We start from the raw sequence: 16,205 nt of genomic DNA, 5'->3' as shown, positions 1-16,205 counted from the left end.
TTGCCTTACTGGTCATACCATATAAAATCCCGCCCCCAACCAAATAACAGAATGAACCACGAGTTCATCCCAAGGAAGACGCTATGCATCCCTCCCTCAAGCCCTCTCTCATCGCCCTGCTGGTGCTGTCGGGTCAGGTCCAGGCAGCCGGTTTCCAGCTGGCCGAGCAATCGGCCACCGGCATGGGGCGCGCCTTCGCCGGTGAAGCCTCCATCGCCGACAACGCCAGCGTGCTCTCACGCAACGCGGCGGCCATGACCCGCTTCGAGCGCACGGCCTTCTCCGGCGGCTTCATCTATATTCGCCCCGACGTCAACATCGAGGGCACAACCCGGGTGCCGACCGCCATGGGCCCCCTGACCCTGGACGCGAGCGCCCACGACATCGCCGCCTCTGCCTGGGTGCCCAATGCCTATCTCATAGTGCCGCTCAACGAGCGCTGGCGGCTGGGACTGGCGGCGACCTCCTACTATGGCCTCGGCGTCGAGATGCCCGCCAACTACAACGCCGGTCACTTTGGCAACGTGTCCGACATCAAGACCATGGATCTCGGCGCCTCGCTGGCCTATCGCATCAACCGGCTCTGGTCCGTGGGGGGCGGTCTGTCCGCCATTCAGGGCGAGGGAGAAGTGGGCGGCACCTTCCCCTCCAACAACAAGATAGCCAAGCACCTCAAGGGGGATGGCTGGGCGCTCGGCTGGAATCTGGGCACCCTGCTGGAGCTGTCGGAGGCGACCCGCATCGGCCTCTCCTATCGCCACGACGTGACCCTGACCCTGTCCGGCGACGCCATCGGCACCGATCTGCAGGGGCGGACCTTCACCGACACCGGCAGCCTGGATTTGCCGCTGCCCGCCACCGCCGAGCTGGCACTGTTCCACCAGCTGACCCCGGCGCTGGCGCTGCATTCGAGCATCAACTGGACCAACTGGAGCAAGTTCGTCCAGCTGGAGTCCGAGCTCGATCACTATGGCAGCATGCACATCAAGGATGAGCACTGGGAAGACAGCTGGCGCTACGCCGTCGGCCTGACCTACCAGCTGGCGCCCCAGTGGCAGCTGCGCTCCGGTCTGGCCTATGATCGCAGCCCGGTGCCCGCCGATCGCCGCACCATCTCCATCCCCGACTCGGACCGGACCTGGTACAGCGCCGGGCTGGGCTATCAGCTGGATCGCAACCTCTCGCTGGACCTTGGCCTGACCCTGCTCGACGGCAAGAAGGTCGATGTGACCGAAACCATGCAGCTCAAGCCCGGCGTGCCGCAGACCAGCTCGAGCTTCCAGGGCACCTCGGAGGGGGACGCCTGGCTGGCCGGCCTGCAGCTCAACTACCTCTTCTAACCGCCCCGACCTTATCAAGCACTATGCCAGTTGTTGACCGGTGCAACCCGACCAGCGCTGGCATAGTGATCCGCTTCCCAATAGAATCAAGCCAGCACCCATGCTGGAGAGATGCATGTATTCCTATGTAGCAAGGCAGCCCATCCTGGATCGGGAATTGAACACCCATGCCTATGAGCTGCTGTTTCGCGACAGTCTGGATAACGTGTTCCCCCTGATCTCCGCCCGACAGGCCACCGCCAGGCTGGTGGCCGAACAGTTTCTGCAACAGAACATCGATCAGCTGCTCGGCGGGCGCCTCTGCTTCATCAATTTTCCCCACTCCCTGCTGCTGGACGGGCTGGCCGAGTGCCTGCCCCAGGACAAGGTGGTCATCGAAATACTGGAAGATGCCACCCCGGACGACGCGCTGCTGGCCAAGGTGCGCCAGTTGCACCAGCTGGGCTATCGACTGGCCCTGGATGATTTCACCCTCTCCCCCGCCTGGGAGCGCTTTCTGCCCTTCATCCACATCATCAAGTTCGACTTGCGGGCCACTTCGCTCGCGAAGATCGAAGGTTTCATCCTGAGTCACCGCCACCTGCCGCTCACCTACCTTGCCGAGAAGGTGGAGGACAAGCTGGAGTTTGAACGGATGAAGAGCCTGGGGGTCGAGCTGTTTCAGGGCTTCTTCTTCAGCCGGCCCGAGATGGTGCAACAGACCACCCTGCAGCCGGATCAGCTGGTGGTGATGCAACTGCTCGAGGTCGTCAATCAGGCGGATCCGGATCTGGACAGGATAGAGCAGTTGCTCAACCAGGATGTCTCCCTCTCCCTCAAGCTGCTGCGCTACGTCAATCACCTCAAGCGCTTCCCCCAGCCCATCGCCTCGTTTCGCCAGGCGGCCAGCTACCTGGGTCACGCCCAGCTGAAACGCTTCGTGGCCCTGGTCGTCGCCACCAGCGCCGGCCATGACAAGAGTGGCGAGCTCTATCAGATGTCGCTCATCCGGGCCCGCTTCTGCGAACTGCTGGCACAGACCCACGCCCCGACCCGGCAGGCGCAGCAGGCCTTCATCACCGGCTTGTTCTCCTTGCTGGATGTCTTGCTGGGTCAACCGCTGGATCAGTTGCTCGGCTCCATCCCGCTGACGGCCGAGATCCGCGCCGCCCTGCTGGAGCGCAAGGGCAGCCTGGGTTTCTACCTTGCCTTTTGTGAAGATTATGAGAATGCGAACTGGCCACGGATCGCGGCCAGCACGGCCCGGCTCGAGCTCACTGAGGAGAAGGTCAGCCACCTCTATCTGGCCGCCACCACCTGGGTCAATGAGCAGATCCAGGCCATGGCGGGGACTGACTGAAAGACGAAGCCGCTGCCAACCAAGCAGGTGGCGATCGGCCCCTCGCCGCCCATCAGGCCCCAGAAAAAAGGTCCCTCAAGAGGGACCTTTTTCATTTAGAACAGCATGTTGAACTGAACCGAGGCCAGGATGGCGTTGCCTTCGTTTTTGCCTTCGAAATAGAACGGCTGACCCGGGTCGTTGTTGTGAACCCCTTCCTTCACCTCACTCGCTTCCCCATTGATATAGGTCATGCCGAAGTCGATGCTCTTGGTCTCATCCAGATGGTAGGTCGCCCCCGCGCTGTACCACCACTTGTCTGCATCCGGCAGACTCATGGTGGCGTGCTCGCTCTGTACGGCCGACTCGTCATAGGCGACGCCGACGCGCGCCTCCCACTGCGGGTTCACATACCAGGTCGCGCCGACCGCGTAGCGCATCGCATCCTGCAACTGCTCGTTCTTGCTCAGGCAGACGCCGCCCGGCAGATTGCACTGCTCGCTGACTGCCTCCAGCTTTTCAAAGGCACTCCAGTCGGTCCACATCACCGAGTAATGCAGCGCAAATTGCTGGTTCAGACGGTGATAGCCGGAGAACTCGGCGATGGCGGGCATGGGCACATCGACCGTGGCATCGGCCTGGTAACCGGGAGCGCCAACAGCCCCGGTGTAATCTCCCTCCAGCTCCACGTCGATCTGGGAGCGGTAGGTCAGCGCCAGGCGGTTATCCTGGTTGATCTCGAACAGGCCGCCGACGTTCCAGCCCCAGCCGTTGCCAGAGCCATCGAAGTTGGCCAGGGTATTGTGGGAACCATTGGGGTTCGCATTGGGATTGACCCGATCCACATAACCGGTGGCGATGGTGTAGTTGACGCCGGCACCCAGGCTCCACTGCTCGTTGATGCGGTAAGCCACATTGGGGTTCAGGTTGACGCTCATCAGCGAGGTCTCCCCCGCCAACAGGCCGGCGGCAGGATTGCTGCCCGCCCCGAAGCTGTCGTCGAAGCGGGTGCCCAGACCATAGTTGGTCATCATGGCGAAACCGACCGCCCACTGCTCGTTGATGGGGTGGATCAGGTAGGCGGCGGGCACCACCGCATTGGGACCGGCGTTGCCATGGCTGGCGGCGGTGCTGGAATCAAACCGGCTACCCGGCAGATCGGTGACGAAGGCCCCGTCCACGCTGTAGTCCGGATCCACCATGGTGGCGGCCATGGAGACGGCGGTCTTGTCGAACATCATCATGGCGGCCGGGTTGCGGCCCAGCACCGACGCGTTGTCGGCGATGGCCCCCTCCCCTGCATAGGCGCGGCCGAGGCCAGCGGCAGAGTGCTCATTGATCTGGAAACCGGAGGCGAAGCTGTTGGTGGCCAACAGCGCCAGGGTACTGGCGAGGGCGCGGCCCTTGAATAATGTGGTCATGGGGATTCTCGTGTTGGTACCCACCGCAGGGCGGGCACTCGGGATAGATATCATCGCGCCAGCCTGGGCTGGCGTGGCACGGCCCTGAGTCGGCGGGCAGCCTGCTCGAGATGAGGGCGGCAAAATGCGTCGGCGCATGGTAGGGATCCCTGCCCCCGCCAACAAATCAGACCAGTGACCAAATTGGCCACCAAGCTTAATCGCGGCTGAATGAGCGCAAGATCCTGCCTTTTCCATCCAATAACAGGGCTTTTAGCCGCCATGACGCGACTAAGAATGGCGTGGGTGAGCCGGGCAGAGATAAGGGGGGATTGATATGCACTGAATCGCCGATTCGGGATGCGCGAGTCAGATAAGCTGGCCGCCGTCGCGGCCAGCATGACAAGCACTATAAGAGTGTTGCCACCTCAAGAACCGAGGTGGCCAGGCGCCTATGTGATTGGCTGGCTCAGCCCAGCTCGACGGCCAGGGCGGTCGCCTCCCCACCACCGATGCACAGGCTCGCCACCCCACGCCGCAAGCCTCGCAGACGCAGGGCATGGATCAGGGTCACCAGGATGCGGGCACCGCTGGCGCCAAGGGGATGACCAAGGGCGCAGGCCCCCCCGTTCACGTTCAGCTTGTGGTGGGGGATGTTGCAGCCCGCCATGGCCAGCATGCTGACCATGGCGAAGGCCTCGTTCACCTCGAACAGATCCACCTCGTCCACCCGCCAGCCGACGCGTGCCAGCAGCTTGTCGATGGCCCCGACGGGAGCGCTGGTGAACTCGGCCGGCAGGGCGGCATGGCTCTGATAGCCCACTATCCTCGCCAACACCGGTAGCCCCAGCCGGGCGGCGGTCTCGGCCCGCATCAGGACCAGCGCCGCCGCACCGTCCGAGATCGAGCTGGCATTGGCCGCGGTAATAGTGCCCGCGACAGAGCCCTGCTTGCCGAAGGCGGGTTTCAAGGTGGGTATCTTGTCGGGTCTGGCCTTGGCAGGCTGTTCGTCCTCGGCCAGCAGCAGTTGATCATGCGCCATCACCGGGGTCAGCTCGGCCCCGAACGCACCGCTGCGCTGCGCCGCCAGGGCCCGCTCCAGGGAGGCGATGGCGAAGGCATCCATGTCGGCCCGGGTCAGTCCGGCCCGATCGGCACTCGCCTGCGCATAATGCCCCATCAGGTGCCCCTCGTAGGCATCCTGCAGCCCGTCGAGGAACATGTGATCCAGCACGCTCTGATGGCCCATGCGGAAACCGCCGCGCGCCTTGTCGAGCAGGTAGGGCGCCCGCGTCATGCTCTCCATGCCGCCAGCCACCACCACCTCGGCCTCGCCGAGCCGCAGGCTGTCGGCTGCCAGCATCACCGCCTTCATGCCGGAGCCGCACACCTTGTTGATGGTGGTACAGGGCACGCTGTCCGGCAGCCCGGCCTTGCGCGCCGCCTGGCGGGCAGGCGCCTGCCCCAGCCCGGCACTGAGCACGTTACCCATGTAGACCTCATCCACCAGCCCTCCCCCGATCCCCGCCGCCGCCAGGGCCGCGGCGATGGCGCAGGCCCCCAGCTCGGGGGCACTCTGGCTGCTCAAGGCGCCCTGGAAGGCGCCCATGGGGGTCCGCTTGGCCGCCACTATCACAATATCCATCGGTCACTGTCTCCTTGTTACATAGGGATAACATATGCCGATGCCTGAGCGGGAACAAGACTTGCGGGGAAGTTGACGTTTGGGTAAGGTGCCAGCCTGCATTGACAACCAAGATGGCAGCCAAGACAGCCGTATGACCATATCCAAGGATGACACCCGGACCTACAGCATCAGCGAGCTGGCCCGTGAATTTGATGTGACGACCCGCAGTATCCGCTTCTATGAAGATCAGGGTCTGCTGAATCCGACCCGCCAGGGCCAGACCCGGATCTACAGCAGACAGGATAGGGTGCGCCTCAAGCTGACCCTGCGCGGCAAGCGCCTGGGGTTCAGTCTGGCGGACATTCGCGAGCTGTTCGATCTCTATGACGCAGACAAGAGCAGCCGCACCCAGCTGCAGACCATGCTGGGCCTGGTGGCCGACAAGCGCGAAACCCTGGAGCAGCAGCTGGAGGACATCAAGATGGTGCTGCTGGAGCTCGAGGCCGCCGAGCAGCGCTGCCAGCAAGCCCTGGCGCAGTTGCAGTAGCGAGAGACGCCCGGTCGGTGCCGGTTTGTTAGATGCCGGCGAGCAGGCCGTTCGCCTCGTCGCGAATAAAAGAAGAGGGAGGCATAGGCCTCCCTCTTCTTTTTGGTGTGCCTGCCCTAGAGGCAGGCGGCACTTCAGCTCAGGCTCACTTGTTCCAGCGATCCGGATCGTAATCCGGGCTGTAACGGTCGACGATGATGGCGCAGGCCGCATCCCCGGTGATGTTGAGCGCGGTGCGGATCATGTCGAACAGGCGATCCAGTGCAAACAGCAGCGGCAGCCCCTCGATGGGGATCCCGGCCGCCAGCAGCACGGCCACCACCAGGAAGCTCGGCCCCGGCACGCCGGCCTGGCCGATGGCCCCCAGGGTCGCGGTCAGTATGATGGCCACCCAGGCGCCCATGGTCAGATCGATCTGATAGACCTGGGCGAAGAAGATGGCGACCAGGCCGTAATAAATGGCGTTGCCACTCATGTTGATGGTGGCGCCGAGCGGCAGCACGAAGGAGGCGGTGGCGTTGGTGACCTTCAGCTCCTGCTCGCAGGTCTCCATGTTGACCGGCAGGGTCGCCATGGAAGAGGCGGTGGAGAAGGCGACGATCTGCGGCTTCTTCATCGCCGAGAAGTATTTGCGCACCGGCGTGTTGGAGAAGATCACGATCAGCAGCGGGTAGACCACGAAGCCGAAGATCAGGATGGCGCCAACGTAGACCAGGAACAGCTTGAGCACCAGGGTCAGCACATCGAAGCCGTAGGTGCCGATGGCATCGGCCATCAACCCGAATACCCCTATGGGAGCGATCAGCATCACCTTGTTGATCATCCAGACGAAGGCGTCGACCAGGGTGTTGAGCCCGTCCACCAGCGGCTTGGCCCGCTCACGGGGCTGCTTGGCCAGCGCGATGCCGAGGAACATGCAGAACACCAGGATCTGCAGGATGTTCGCCTCGTTCAGGGACTGGAACACGTTGGTCGGGATCATGCCGAGCAGGGTGGCCACGGCGTCCGGCAGGGCTCCCTTGTCGGCGTAGTCACCGGTAAACATCTCCGCCATGGTGCCGAATTCGACCCCGACCCCGGGCTTGAAGACCTGGCCCATCACCAGAGCCAGCAACACCGCCAGCGCCGAGGTGCCGAGGAAGAAGGCGAGCGTGGTGATGCCGATCTTGCCCGCGGCCGGGCTGGCCCCCAGATTGGCGGCCCCCGACAAGATGGCCACCGCCACCAGCGGGATCACCAGCATCTTGATCAGCTGGATGAAGAGGGTACCGAGCGGTGCGAAGACGGTGGCCTGTTCACCCATGAACGCCCCGACCAGTGCCCCCAGTACCATGGCGACCACGACCTGGAAGCCAATGTTCTTAATGAGTCCTTTTGTTAACACAGAATGTTCCTTTAATTAGCAATTATTCACACTTTCCCAGTGCAATCGACCACTTGGGGCCATAAAGCCTCGCCATTACGCTGGCGGCGCGCTTTATCTCATATTTATTCTCCGTTTAACATCGTGATTCCTGAACGTAGCGAACATTTGCATAGTGGCCACAAAGTGAAGACTCATAAGAAGCAATCGTTTTTTTCCCTGTTTCACCATGACAACCGCCAAAAAAGTGTGCTACGTTGGCTTGGCAAACGTGCATACAGGGAAGAAAAGATGCTGAAAGTTAACGAGTATTTCGATGGAAATGTTAAATCCATCGGTTTCGAGCAGAAAGGCGAGAAAGCCACCGTCGGTGTGATGGATGCGGGTGACTACCTGTTCAACACCGCCGCCCCCGAGCGGATGACGGTGATCAAGGGTGCCCTGACCATCCAGCTGGCCGATGAAGATGAATGGCACAGCTATGGCCAGGGCCAATCCTTCGACGTGGCCGGCCACTCCTCCTTCAAGCTGGTCGTGAAGACCCCGACCGCCTATCTGTGCGAGTTCCTCGACTGATAGCGGCGCAATGCGGGCCACGAGGCGCCAACCCGCTCCCCGTGGCTCCTTTAGCCCAGCCTGTAGTGCCCCATTTCCACACCGCCATCACAAGCCGTCGCTTCCCCCCTTTTCATCGACTACAAAAAATTTACAATGTTTAGACGAAATCCATAATCGGAGTACGTCATGATCAGTGTCTTCGACCTGTTTTCCATCGGGATCGGCCCCTCCTCCTCCCACACAGTGGGACCGATGCGGGCCTCCTGTGCCTTCGTCAATGCACTCAAGCAGGCAGGGCACCTCTCCCGCACCGAGCGGGTCGTGGTCGAGTGCTATGGCTCCCTCGGCCAGACCGGCAAGGGTCATGGCACCGGCAAGGCCATCATCCTGGGGCTGGCCGGGTTTGAGCCGGAATTGGTGGATATCGAGGCCATCCCCGCCTTTCTGGGCCAGGTAGAGCACAGCCAGACGCTGCGCCTGGCAGGGGAGCAGCCGAGCCATTTCCCCCGGGTCGGTGCCATCATCTTCAACCGGCGCAAGACCCTGCCCGCCCACTCCAACGGCATGACACTGCGCGCCTTCGCAGCCGATGAGCTGCTGTTCGAACAGACCTACTACTCCATCGGTGGCGGCTTCATCATCGAGGAGAGCCACTTCGCCAACGCCAAGGAGGAGGCGGCCAGGTTCGACGCCGCCCACCCCGTCCCCTACCCGTTCGAGAGCGGTGCCCAGCTGTTGGCCCACTGCCAGGAGAGCGGCCTCTCCATCTCCGGCCTGATGCTGGCCAACGAGAAGGTGTTTCGCAGCGAGCAGGAGATAAAGGCGGGCCTGCGCAAGATCTGGCAGGCGATGCAGGGCTGTGTCGAACGCGGCTGTCGCAGCGAGGGGATATTGCCGGGCGGCCTCAAGGTGAAGCGCCGCGCCCCTGGCCTCTATCGCCAGCTCAACGGCGAGACCAACTTCAACAAGGATCCCCTGATGGTGATGGAGTGGGTGGATCTGTTTGCCCTCGCCGTCAACGAAGAGAACGCCGCCGGTGGCCGGGTGGTGACGGCGCCCACCAACGGCGCCGCCGGCATCATCCCGGCGGTGCTGCACTACTACGATCGCTTCGTGCGCAAGGTGGATGACGAGCTGCTGCTGCACTACTTCCTCACCGCCGCCGCCATCGGCATCCTATATAAGAAGAACGCCTCCCTGTCGGGGGCCGAGGTGGGTTGCCAGGGTGAAGTGGGTGTCGCCTGCTCCATGGCGGCCGGGGCCCTGGCCGAGCTGCTCGGCGGCAGCCCGGGGGTGGTCGAGAACGCCGCCGAGATCGGCATGGAGCACAACTTAGGGTTGACCTGCGATCCCATCGGCGGCCTGGTGCAGGTGCCCTGCATCGAGCGCAACGCCATGGGGGCGGTCAAGGCGATCAACGCCGCCCGGCTGGCCCTGCGCGGCACCGGCGAACACAAGGTGTCGCTGGACAAGGTGATCAAGACCATGTGGGAAACCGGCAACGACATGAAGACCAAGTACAAGGAGACGGCGCGCGGCGGCCTGGCTGTTAACATTACAGAATGTTAAAAAATGCCAATTGACTCCACTTCGCCCCACGATACCCGGCCTGGCCGGGTATTTTTTCGCGAAACGTTTGCCAAGCACTTAACAAAATGGATAACCATCAAAATTAATTTTATACTCGCGCCAGAGATTCAACAAAAATAGATCTGTTTCAACTTTTTTTAGGCATTGAACCGTTACACTGCGGTTATCTGGTTCATTGGCCTTTGTGACGACAGACCCGTCCCATGGATCACCCCCTTTCTGCGAGCGGGCATGACGCCCCCTTCTACCCTGAGGTAATTGTTACATGATCAGCGTTTTTGATATCTTCAAAATCGGTGTTGGCCCCTCCTCTTCCCACACTGTCGGCCCGATGAAAGCAGCCAAGCAGTTCGTGGATGATCTGCGTGCTGGCGGCAAGATCCGTGACATCACCCGGATCCAGGTCGACGTCTATGGCTCCCTCTCCTGGACCGGTAAAGGTCACCATACCGATACCGCTATCATCATGGGTCTGGCCGGCAACCTGCCGGAAAATGTCGACATCGACGGCATCCCCGAATTCATCTCCCGTGTCGAGCAGACCGGCCGCCTGCCGATCGGCCTGCATTGCCACACCGTCAGCTTCCCGCAGGGTGCCATGGTGTTCCATGACGAGGCCCTGCCGCTGCACGAAAACGGCATGAAGCTGACCGCCTTCATCGAAGATGAGGCTGTCTACAGCAAGACCTATTACTCCATCGGTGGTGGTTTCATCGTCGACGAAGAGAACTTCGGCAAGGCCGACAGCGGCGACATGTCGGTGAGCTACCCGTTCAAGAGTGCGGCCGAGCTGCTCGCCCACTGCAGCCAGACCGGTTTCTCCATCTCCGCCCTGATGCTGGAAAACGAGAAGTGCTTCAACACCCCGGAAGAGATCTACAAGAAGCTGGGCAAGATCTGGACCACCATGCGGGAAGGGATCGAGCGCGGTTGCCGTACCGAAGGGATCCTGGCCGGCCCGCTGCGCGTCCCCCGTCGTGCCGCCCCGCTCTACCGTCAGCTGACCACCAACGAGCATCTCTCCAACGATCCCATGAGCATCGTCGACTGGGTCAACATGTTTGCCCTGGCGGTGAGTGAAGAGAACGCCGCCGGGGGCCGTGTGGTGACGGCGCCGACCAACGGCGCCGCCGGCATCATCCCGGCCGTGCTGGCCTACTACGACAAGTTCATCCAACCGGTCGGCCGCGACGAATACACCCGCTTCTATCTGGCCTCCGCCGCCGTCGGCATGCTCTACAAGATGAACGCCTCCATCTCCGGCGCCGAAGTGGGCTGCCAGGGTGAAGTGGGTGTCTCCTGCTCCATGGCCGCCGCCGGTCTGACCGAACTGATGGGTGGCAGCCCGGAGCAGGTGTGTGAAGCCGCTGAGATCGGCATGGAGCACAATCTGGGTCTGACCTGTGATCCGGTGGCCGGTCAGGTGCAGGTGCCCTGCATCGAGCGCAACGCCATCGCCGCCATGAAGGCGGTCAACTCCTCCCGCATGGCGCTGCGTCGCACCTCCAAGCCGCGCGTGTCACTGGACAAGGTGATCGAGACCATGTACATCACCGGCAAGGACATGGACTCCAAGTACCGTGAGACCTCCCGCGGTGGCCTGGCCATCAAGGTGATGCAGGTTGCCTGCGAATAAATCGCAAATCTGAGATGCAAAAAAGGCGGGAAATCCCGCCTTTTTTATTGCCTGTTATTCAGGCCCTGCTGATCAAACTGCTGCGTTCGATATTGCGCGGCCAGCCTCGGTTATTTCGGCCAAGGCGACACAGACCCGGCCCATTATTCCACGATGCGATCGGCCAGGGTCCCGACCGCCACCACAAAATAGTGGGAGCGATTCCAGTGACGCAGCACCCGATAATTGTCGTAGGCGAGATAGCTGCGCCCCTGGACATCGTCCGGCCGGATGAGGGAGGCCTGCATACCTACCCTAGGCAAGGCTGAGTCATCGAGCTGGCGTACCCCGAGCGCCTGCCAGGCCGACAACGGCTTGCGCCGCTCCAGCCCGAGCAGGGCGGGGTCCAGCGCCGTCGGCACCCTGACTCGCCGCCCCCAGGTTTCATCCTCGCGCCAGCCGTTCTGATGCAGATAATTGGCAGCCGAACCAAACACATCCGCGAGATTGCCCCACAGATCCTTCCTGCCGTCCCCATCCTGATCGACCGCATACTTGAGGAAGGACGAAGGCATGAACTGCACCTGCCCCATGGCCCCCGCCCAGGAGCCCTTGAAGTCAGCCGGGCTCACATGGCCCTGCTCTATGATGCGCAGGGCATCGAACAACTGGGCCTTGAAGAAGGCCTCCCGCCGCCCTTCCCAGGCCAGGGTCGTCAGCGACGATATCAGCGGAAAGTGTCCGGTCAATTTGCCGAAATTGGTTTCTATGCCCCACAAGGCGACAATAAAACGGGGTTGAACCCCATATTCATGGCCTATTTTGGTGAGCAACGGCAAATGCCGGCGATATAAGGCTCTCGCCTGATTGACTTTCCATTGGGGGACGGCGCGGGGAATATAAGTATCCAGCGTCAGTTTAAATTCCGGCTGGTTCTGATCGTGTTTGATGGCCGGCTCGATGATCCGGATATCGGCAAAGGCGGCGTCCAGGGTGGCGGCCGGGATCCCGGCCGCGAGCGCTTCCTGTCGCAGCCCGGCCACATACTGCGCAAAGTCGGGTCTGGCCTGCAGCGGCGCGCTTAATAGCGCCCCCAGCAATAACAGCGCCAACCGACCCTGCATCAGGCCGAGGCCTTTAATTGCGCCTTGTGCTGCTCCAGCAAATTCTCCGGCGGTGGGGGGACCTGCAGATAGAAGCCCTGCCGTTGCAGCGCCTCCATCACGCGCTCGGTCGAGGCGATCCCCAAGGGCTTGGCCGGGTCCAGCTTGGTCATCAAGACCAGCTCGGGACGACCGAAGGTACTCATCAGTGCCTCTGGCACACGGGAGAAATCCTCTCTTCTTTCAATAAAAAGATAGGTCTCGGCTTTTTTGCGACTTTTATAGACTGCACACAACATGGAAATTGATATAATCCGACGGGTTTATTGCCTCTGATGGTGGCAAACTATAACATCAGGAATTGAATAACAATAACGTATTACCGTCTCGGTTCGGGGAAGATTCATGGTTGAGCGCGATAACGAATTGAAAGGGACTACCTTCACTATTTCTGTGTTGCATCTCAGCGATGGCAATCCGGCGCGGATCCGTCAATTGTTGGCGGCCAAGGTCGCGCTGGCCCCCCAGTTTTTTAATTGCGCCCCCCTCGTCATCAATGTGGAGCGACTGGCTGCGATCCCGGACTTCGAGCAACTCAGGGAGTTGGTCGAGTCGGAAGACTTCGTGCTGGTCGGCATCACGGGGGCACGCGATGAGGCGATGAAGACGGCGGCCAAGGCGGCGGGGCTGGCGGTCATGGTGTCGGGCAAGAGCCGCAAGGTGGAGCCCGAGCCACAACCCGTGCCAGTCCCACCCGCTGTCGAGACCCCGGCCACAGAGCCAGCCCCCCTGGTGCCGAGCAAGGTGCACATCGGGCCGGTGCGTTCCGGCCAGCAGCTGTATGCCGCCGGCACCTCGCTGGTGGTGCTGGGCTCGGTCAGTCCGGGCGCCGAAGTCATCGCCGACGACAGCATCCATATCTATGGTGCCCTGCGTGGCAGGGCCATCGCCGGGGCCAAGGGCAATACCCGTGCCCGTATTTACTGCCAGCAGTTGCAGGCCGAGCTGCTCTCCATCGCTGGCACCTTCCAGCTGAGCGATGCTCTGCCGGCAGGCCTGATACAAGAGCCGGTTCATATCCGGCTGGACAACGAACAACTCCGTATAGACCGTATCAAATAGAGTTACAAGGAAGCGAGAATGGCGCGAATCATAGTCGTTACATCGGGCAAAGGTGGCGTTGGCAAGACCACAACCAGCGCGGCCCTGAGCACCGGTTTGGCTCAGCGTGGCCACAAGACAGTGGTCATCGATTTTGACATTGGCCTTAGAAATCTGGATCTCATCATGGGCTGCGAGCGGCGCGTGGTGTATGACTTCGTCAATGTGATCAATGGTGAAGCCAATCTCAACCAGGCGCTCATCAAGGACAAACGCTGCGAAAATCTGTTCATCCTGCCCGCCTCCCAGACCCGGGACAAGGACGCGCTGACCCGCGAAGGGGTCGAGAAGATCCTGGATCAGCTGGCGGAGATGAAGTTTGACTACATCGTCTGCGACTCCCCAGCCGGCATAGAGTCGGGCGCGCTGATGGCGCTCTACTTCGCCGACGAGGCCATCGTCACCACCAACCCGGAAGTCTCTTCCGTGCGTGACTCGGATCGCATCCTCGGCATCCTGGCCTCCAAGTCGCGCCGTGCGGAACGGGGCGAGGATCCCATCAAGGAACACCTGCTGCTGACCCGCTACTGCCCGACCCGCGTCAACCGCGGCGACATGCTGAGCGTGCAGGATGTGCAGGATATCCTGGCCATCAAACTGCTCGGGGTGATCCCGGAGTCCCAGGCGGTGCTGCGCGCCTCCAACTCGGGGGAGCCGGTCATTCTGGACAAGGAGTCCGATGCCGGTCAGGCCTATGAAGATGCCGTCTCGCGTTTGCTGGGCGACACCAAGGATTTTCGTTTTCTGGAAGAAGAAAAGAAGGGCTTCTTTAGCCGACTGTTCGGGAGTTAAACATGTCATTATTGGATTATTTTCGTTCCAACAAGAAACAAAACACCGCACAACTGGCCAAAGAGCGGTTGCAGATCATAGTCGCACACGAGCGTTCATCCAGAGGGGGGCCGGATTACCTGCCCCAGCTCAAGCAGGACCTCCTCGATGTGATCCGCAAGTATGTGCAGATCGATCCGGACAAGATCACCGTCCAGCTCGACAAGAAGAGTGACGAGCTGTCGGTACTGGAGCTCAACATCACCTTCGCCGATGACAAGAAGGGATGAGCTGACGCCCCATGCGTGACCCCTTCCCTCAATGAAGACCGGATCCTGTAGCAGGATCCGGTTTTTTATTGCCCTCAAGAGTCCCGGCGTGACGCTGCATCTCGCCAAGGGGCAAGAGGCCAGCTAGAATACCGCGCGCCACCGTTCGCTCACGACGGGGCTTCTTATTTTTATTATCTGGAACAGATGACTTATGTCTTTGAACGACGAAATGCACAGCGTCGAGGAACTGCTCGATACCGCCCTCGAACTCTTCATGGAGCTGGCCTCCGACAACCTGCCGGAGCAGGAGATCGCTCGCTTCAACCAGGAGTTCAACAGCCGTGGCCTGCTGGCCGAGAGCGATCCGGCCGATGACTGGGAAGCGGACGTGGGCTTTACCGTGAGCGATGCCGAGTACGCCGAGATCTGGATCGGGCTTGGCAACGACGAGCAAGAGTATGAGCACCTGTTCGCCCGCATGCTGCTCTCCCGCCGCGTCGACGAGAAGTTCTGCCACATCGAATGGCTGCCCCAATAATTCCCGACCCCGATGATCCTGGCCACTATGCCTGGGAGTCGGAGCCTGACCCCGTGCGGCCGGCGCTGATGCGCCGCCTGCTGAGCTGGCTCGGCAGGCTGCTGCTGGGGGCCCTGCTGTGCTCCATCGTCTCGGTGGCGCTGCTGCGCTTCATCGATCCCCCCATGTGGACCTGGCGCATCGAGCGGGCCCTGTTCCCGCCCGCCAAGGTGGCCGAGGTCAGACACGACTGGGTGCCGCTCGAGCGGATCTCGAAGGAGCTGCAGCTGGCGGTGATCGCCGCCGAGGATCAGCGCTTCGCCGAGCACAACGGCTTCGACATGAATGCCATCAGCTCGGCGCTCAAACACAACCAGCGCAGCGAGCGGGTGCGCGGCGCCAGCACCCTGAGCCAGCAGACGGCGAAGAATCTCTTCATGTGGAGCGATCGCAGCTTCCTGCGCAAGGGGATAGAGGCCTGGTTTACCCTGCTGATGGAGCTCGGCTGGAACAAGTCCCGCATCCTCGAGATGTACCTGAATATTGTGGAGTTCGGGCCCGGCATCTATGGTGCCGAGGCCGCCGCCCAACACTACTTTGGCAAGCCGGCCGCACGCCTGACCCGCTACGAGGCCTCCCTGCTGGCGGCCGCCCTGCCCAACCCCTGGCGCTACCGGGTCAAGCCCCCCTCCCCCTATGTGCAACAGCGCTCGGCCTGGATCCGTCGGCAGATGGGACAACTCGGCCAGGTCACCCTGAACAAGGTACACGAGGCCGGCTAGGGCTTGTCTGCACGCTCGGCCGCCGGCCCCAGGTGGCCGCCGATCGTCTCCCGATGCAGCGGCAGATAGTGCCACCACCAGGTCTCTCGCCGCCGCTTGATCTGCCGCCTGTGCTGTCGTCGTTTCATGCTGCCCACGCCTCGTCCTGCCACCGGATGAAGACAGGTCTGTTAACCTTATGCCCTGACGCCCCCCTTGGGTAGGGCCGACTCGTTGCAGCCCCACTCTGGCCGCCCTGCAC

17 protein-coding genes are annotated in these 16,205 nt (G+C 61.8%); 11 read left to right on the top strand and 6 right to left on the bottom strand.

Going from position 1 to position 16,205, the window contains the following annotated elements; all coding sequences use genetic code 11:
- Window positions 1–83 precede the first annotated feature (83 nt).
- Entirely contained in the window at window positions 84–1,340 is a 1,257-nt protein-coding gene (locus tag AACW18_RS08180) for an outer membrane protein transport protein (RefSeq protein ID WP_218388311.1), read from the top strand.
- A 115-nt stretch (window positions 1,341–1,455) separates the two neighbouring features.
- Window positions 1,456–2,679: an EAL and HDOD domain-containing protein gene (locus tag AACW18_RS08175; RefSeq protein ID WP_218388310.1), complete on the top strand. Its 1,224-nt coding sequence runs from the start codon at window positions 1,456–1,458 to the stop codon at window positions 2,677–2,679.
- 95 nt (window positions 2,680–2,774) lie between these two features.
- Here AACW18_RS08175 and AACW18_RS08170 read toward each other — a convergent pair whose 3' ends face one another.
- Both AACW18_RS08170 and AACW18_RS08165 read right to left on the bottom strand, forming a co-directional pair.
- Entirely contained in the window at window positions 2,775–4,079 is a 1,305-nt protein-coding gene (locus AACW18_RS08170; protein WP_218388309.1) for an outer membrane protein transport protein, read from the bottom strand.
- 448 nt (window positions 4,080–4,527) lie between these two features.
- Window positions 4,528–5,703: a thiolase family protein gene (locus tag AACW18_RS08165; RefSeq protein WP_218388308.1), complete on the bottom strand. Its 1,176-nt coding sequence runs from the start codon at window positions 5,701–5,703 to the stop codon at window positions 4,528–4,530.
- Between the two features lie 133 nt (window positions 5,704–5,836).
- Between AACW18_RS08165 and AACW18_RS08160 the strand changes: the two genes are divergently transcribed.
- Window positions 5,837–6,232 (top strand): MerR family transcriptional regulator, encoded by a 396-nt coding sequence (locus AACW18_RS08160; RefSeq protein WP_218292137.1) that lies wholly within the window; start codon window positions 5,837–5,839, stop codon window positions 6,230–6,232.
- 145 nt (window positions 6,233–6,377) lie between these two features.
- On the opposite strand, the gene AACW18_RS08155 is transcribed toward AACW18_RS08160, so the two are convergent.
- Entirely contained in the window at window positions 6,378–7,616 is a 1,239-nt protein-coding gene (locus AACW18_RS08155) for a dicarboxylate/amino acid:cation symporter (RefSeq protein ID WP_084228415.1), read from the bottom strand.
- A 270-nt stretch (window positions 7,617–7,886) separates the two neighbouring features.
- Between AACW18_RS08155 and ppnP the strand changes: the two genes are divergently transcribed.
- The 3 genes from ppnP (at window position 7,887) to AACW18_RS08140 (ending at window position 11,379) form a co-directional block, all read left to right on the top strand.
- The gene (ppnP, locus tag AACW18_RS08150; RefSeq protein WP_042654848.1) at window positions 7,887–8,171 is read left to right on the top strand and encodes a pyrimidine/purine nucleoside phosphorylase; all 285 of its coding nucleotides are present in this window, start codon (window positions 7,887–7,889) and stop codon (window positions 8,169–8,171) included.
- Window positions 8,172–8,339: 168 nt separating this feature from the next.
- On the top strand, window positions 8,340–9,722 hold the full coding sequence (locus AACW18_RS08145) for an L-serine ammonia-lyase (RefSeq protein WP_042654849.1): 1,383 nt from the start codon (window positions 8,340–8,342) through the stop codon (window positions 9,720–9,722).
- Window positions 9,723–10,008: 286 nt separating this feature from the next.
- Window positions 10,009–11,379: an L-serine ammonia-lyase gene (locus AACW18_RS08140; RefSeq protein WP_042654850.1), complete on the top strand. Its 1,371-nt coding sequence runs from the start codon at window positions 10,009–10,011 to the stop codon at window positions 11,377–11,379.
- A gap of 143 nt (window positions 11,380–11,522) precedes the next feature.
- Here AACW18_RS08140 and AACW18_RS08135 read toward each other — a convergent pair whose 3' ends face one another.
- Both AACW18_RS08135 and AACW18_RS08130 read right to left on the bottom strand, forming a co-directional pair.
- A complete protein-coding gene (locus AACW18_RS08135) occupies window positions 11,523–12,482 on the bottom strand; it encodes a lytic murein transglycosylase (protein ID WP_218388307.1) in 960 nt (319 codons plus the stop codon).
- A complete protein-coding gene (locus tag AACW18_RS08130) occupies window positions 12,482–12,760 on the bottom strand; it encodes a YcgL domain-containing protein (protein ID WP_042654852.1) in 279 nt (92 codons plus the stop codon). The genes AACW18_RS08135 and AACW18_RS08130 overlap by 1 nt, the downstream gene beginning before the upstream one ends.
- Window positions 12,761–12,866: 106 nt before the next feature.
- Here AACW18_RS08130 and minC point away from each other — a divergent pair, with 106 nt between their 5' ends.
- The 5 genes from minC to mtgA all read left to right on the top strand — a co-directional run bounded on the left by minC (window position 12,867) and on the right by mtgA (window position 15,964).
- Window positions 12,867–13,583, top strand: coding sequence for a septum site-determining protein MinC (gene minC / locus AACW18_RS08125; RefSeq protein WP_218388306.1), 717 nt, complete (start codon window positions 12,867–12,869; stop codon window positions 13,581–13,583).
- An 18-nt stretch (window positions 13,584–13,601) separates the two neighbouring features.
- The gene (minD, locus tag AACW18_RS08120; RefSeq protein ID WP_042654854.1) at window positions 13,602–14,414 is read left to right on the top strand and encodes a septum site-determining protein MinD; all 813 of its coding nucleotides are present in this window, start codon (window positions 13,602–13,604) and stop codon (window positions 14,412–14,414) included.
- Window positions 14,415–14,416: 2 nt separating this feature from the next.
- Window positions 14,417–14,683, top strand: coding sequence for a cell division topological specificity factor MinE (gene minE / locus AACW18_RS08115; protein ID WP_005311265.1), 267 nt, complete (start codon window positions 14,417–14,419; stop codon window positions 14,681–14,683).
- Between the two features lie 193 nt (window positions 14,684–14,876).
- Window positions 14,877–15,203, top strand: coding sequence for an HI1450 family dsDNA-mimic protein (locus AACW18_RS08110; protein WP_218329200.1), 327 nt, complete (start codon window positions 14,877–14,879; stop codon window positions 15,201–15,203).
- Window positions 15,204–15,256: 53 nt separating this feature from the next.
- Entirely contained in the window at window positions 15,257–15,964 is a 708-nt protein-coding gene (gene mtgA / locus AACW18_RS08105) for a monofunctional biosynthetic peptidoglycan transglycosylase (protein ID WP_218388372.1), read from the top strand.
- Here the strand turns inward: mtgA and AACW18_RS08100 are convergent.
- Window positions 15,961–16,092 carry a hypothetical protein gene (locus tag AACW18_RS08100; RefSeq protein ID WP_256351777.1) on the bottom strand — a complete coding sequence of 44 codons (132 nt, stop codon included), beginning with the start codon at window positions 16,090–16,092 and terminating at the stop codon, window positions 15,961–15,963. The genes mtgA and AACW18_RS08100 overlap by 4 nt on opposite strands.
- Between the last annotated feature and the right edge of the window lie 113 nt (window positions 16,093–16,205).

It is taken from the genome of Aeromonas sp. sia0103 (assembly GCF_963895295.1).
In the GTDB taxonomy this organism is placed as follows: domain Bacteria; phylum Pseudomonadota; class Gammaproteobacteria; order Enterobacterales; family Aeromonadaceae; genus Aeromonas; species Aeromonas encheleia.
This window is presented reverse-complemented; position numbering and strand designations above follow the sequence as displayed.

Coding starts and splice junctions, on each gene's coding strand:
- AACW18_RS08180 (WP_218388311.1), top strand. CDS start 84: ATGCATCCCTCCCTCAAGCCCTCTCTCATCGCCCTGCTGGTGCTGTCG.
- AACW18_RS08175 (WP_218388310.1), top strand. CDS start 1,456: ATGTATTCCTATGTAGCAAGGCAGCCCATCCTGGATCGGGAATTGAAC.
- AACW18_RS08170 (WP_218388309.1), bottom strand. CDS start 4,079: ATGACCACATTATTCAAGGGCCGCGCCCTCGCCAGTACCCTGGCGCTG.
- AACW18_RS08165 (WP_218388308.1), bottom strand. CDS start 5,703: ATGGATATTGTGATAGTGGCGGCCAAGCGGACCCCCATGGGCGCCTTC.
- AACW18_RS08160 (WP_218292137.1), top strand. CDS start 5,837: ATGACCATATCCAAGGATGACACCCGGACCTACAGCATCAGCGAGCTG.
- ppnP (WP_042654848.1), top strand. CDS start 7,887: ATGCTGAAAGTTAACGAGTATTTCGATGGAAATGTTAAATCCATCGGT.
- AACW18_RS08145 (WP_042654849.1), top strand. CDS start 8,340: ATGATCAGTGTCTTCGACCTGTTTTCCATCGGGATCGGCCCCTCCTCC.
- AACW18_RS08140 (WP_042654850.1), top strand. CDS start 10,009: ATGATCAGCGTTTTTGATATCTTCAAAATCGGTGTTGGCCCCTCCTCT.
- AACW18_RS08135 (WP_218388307.1), bottom strand. CDS start 12,482: ATGCAGGGTCGGTTGGCGCTGTTATTGCTGGGGGCGCTATTAAGCGCG.
- AACW18_RS08130 (WP_042654852.1), bottom strand. CDS start 12,760: ATGTTGTGTGCAGTCTATAAAAGTCGCAAAAAAGCCGAGACCTATCTT.
- minC (WP_218388306.1), top strand. CDS start 12,867: ATGGTTGAGCGCGATAACGAATTGAAAGGGACTACCTTCACTATTTCT.
- minD (WP_042654854.1), top strand. CDS start 13,602: ATGGCGCGAATCATAGTCGTTACATCGGGCAAAGGTGGCGTTGGCAAG.
- minE (WP_005311265.1), top strand. CDS start 14,417: ATGTCATTATTGGATTATTTTCGTTCCAACAAGAAACAAAACACCGCA.
- AACW18_RS08110 (WP_218329200.1), top strand. CDS start 14,877: ATGTCTTTGAACGACGAAATGCACAGCGTCGAGGAACTGCTCGATACC.
- AACW18_RS08100 (WP_256351777.1), bottom strand. CDS start 16,092: ATGAAACGACGACAGCACAGGCGGCAGATCAAGCGGCGGCGAGAGACC.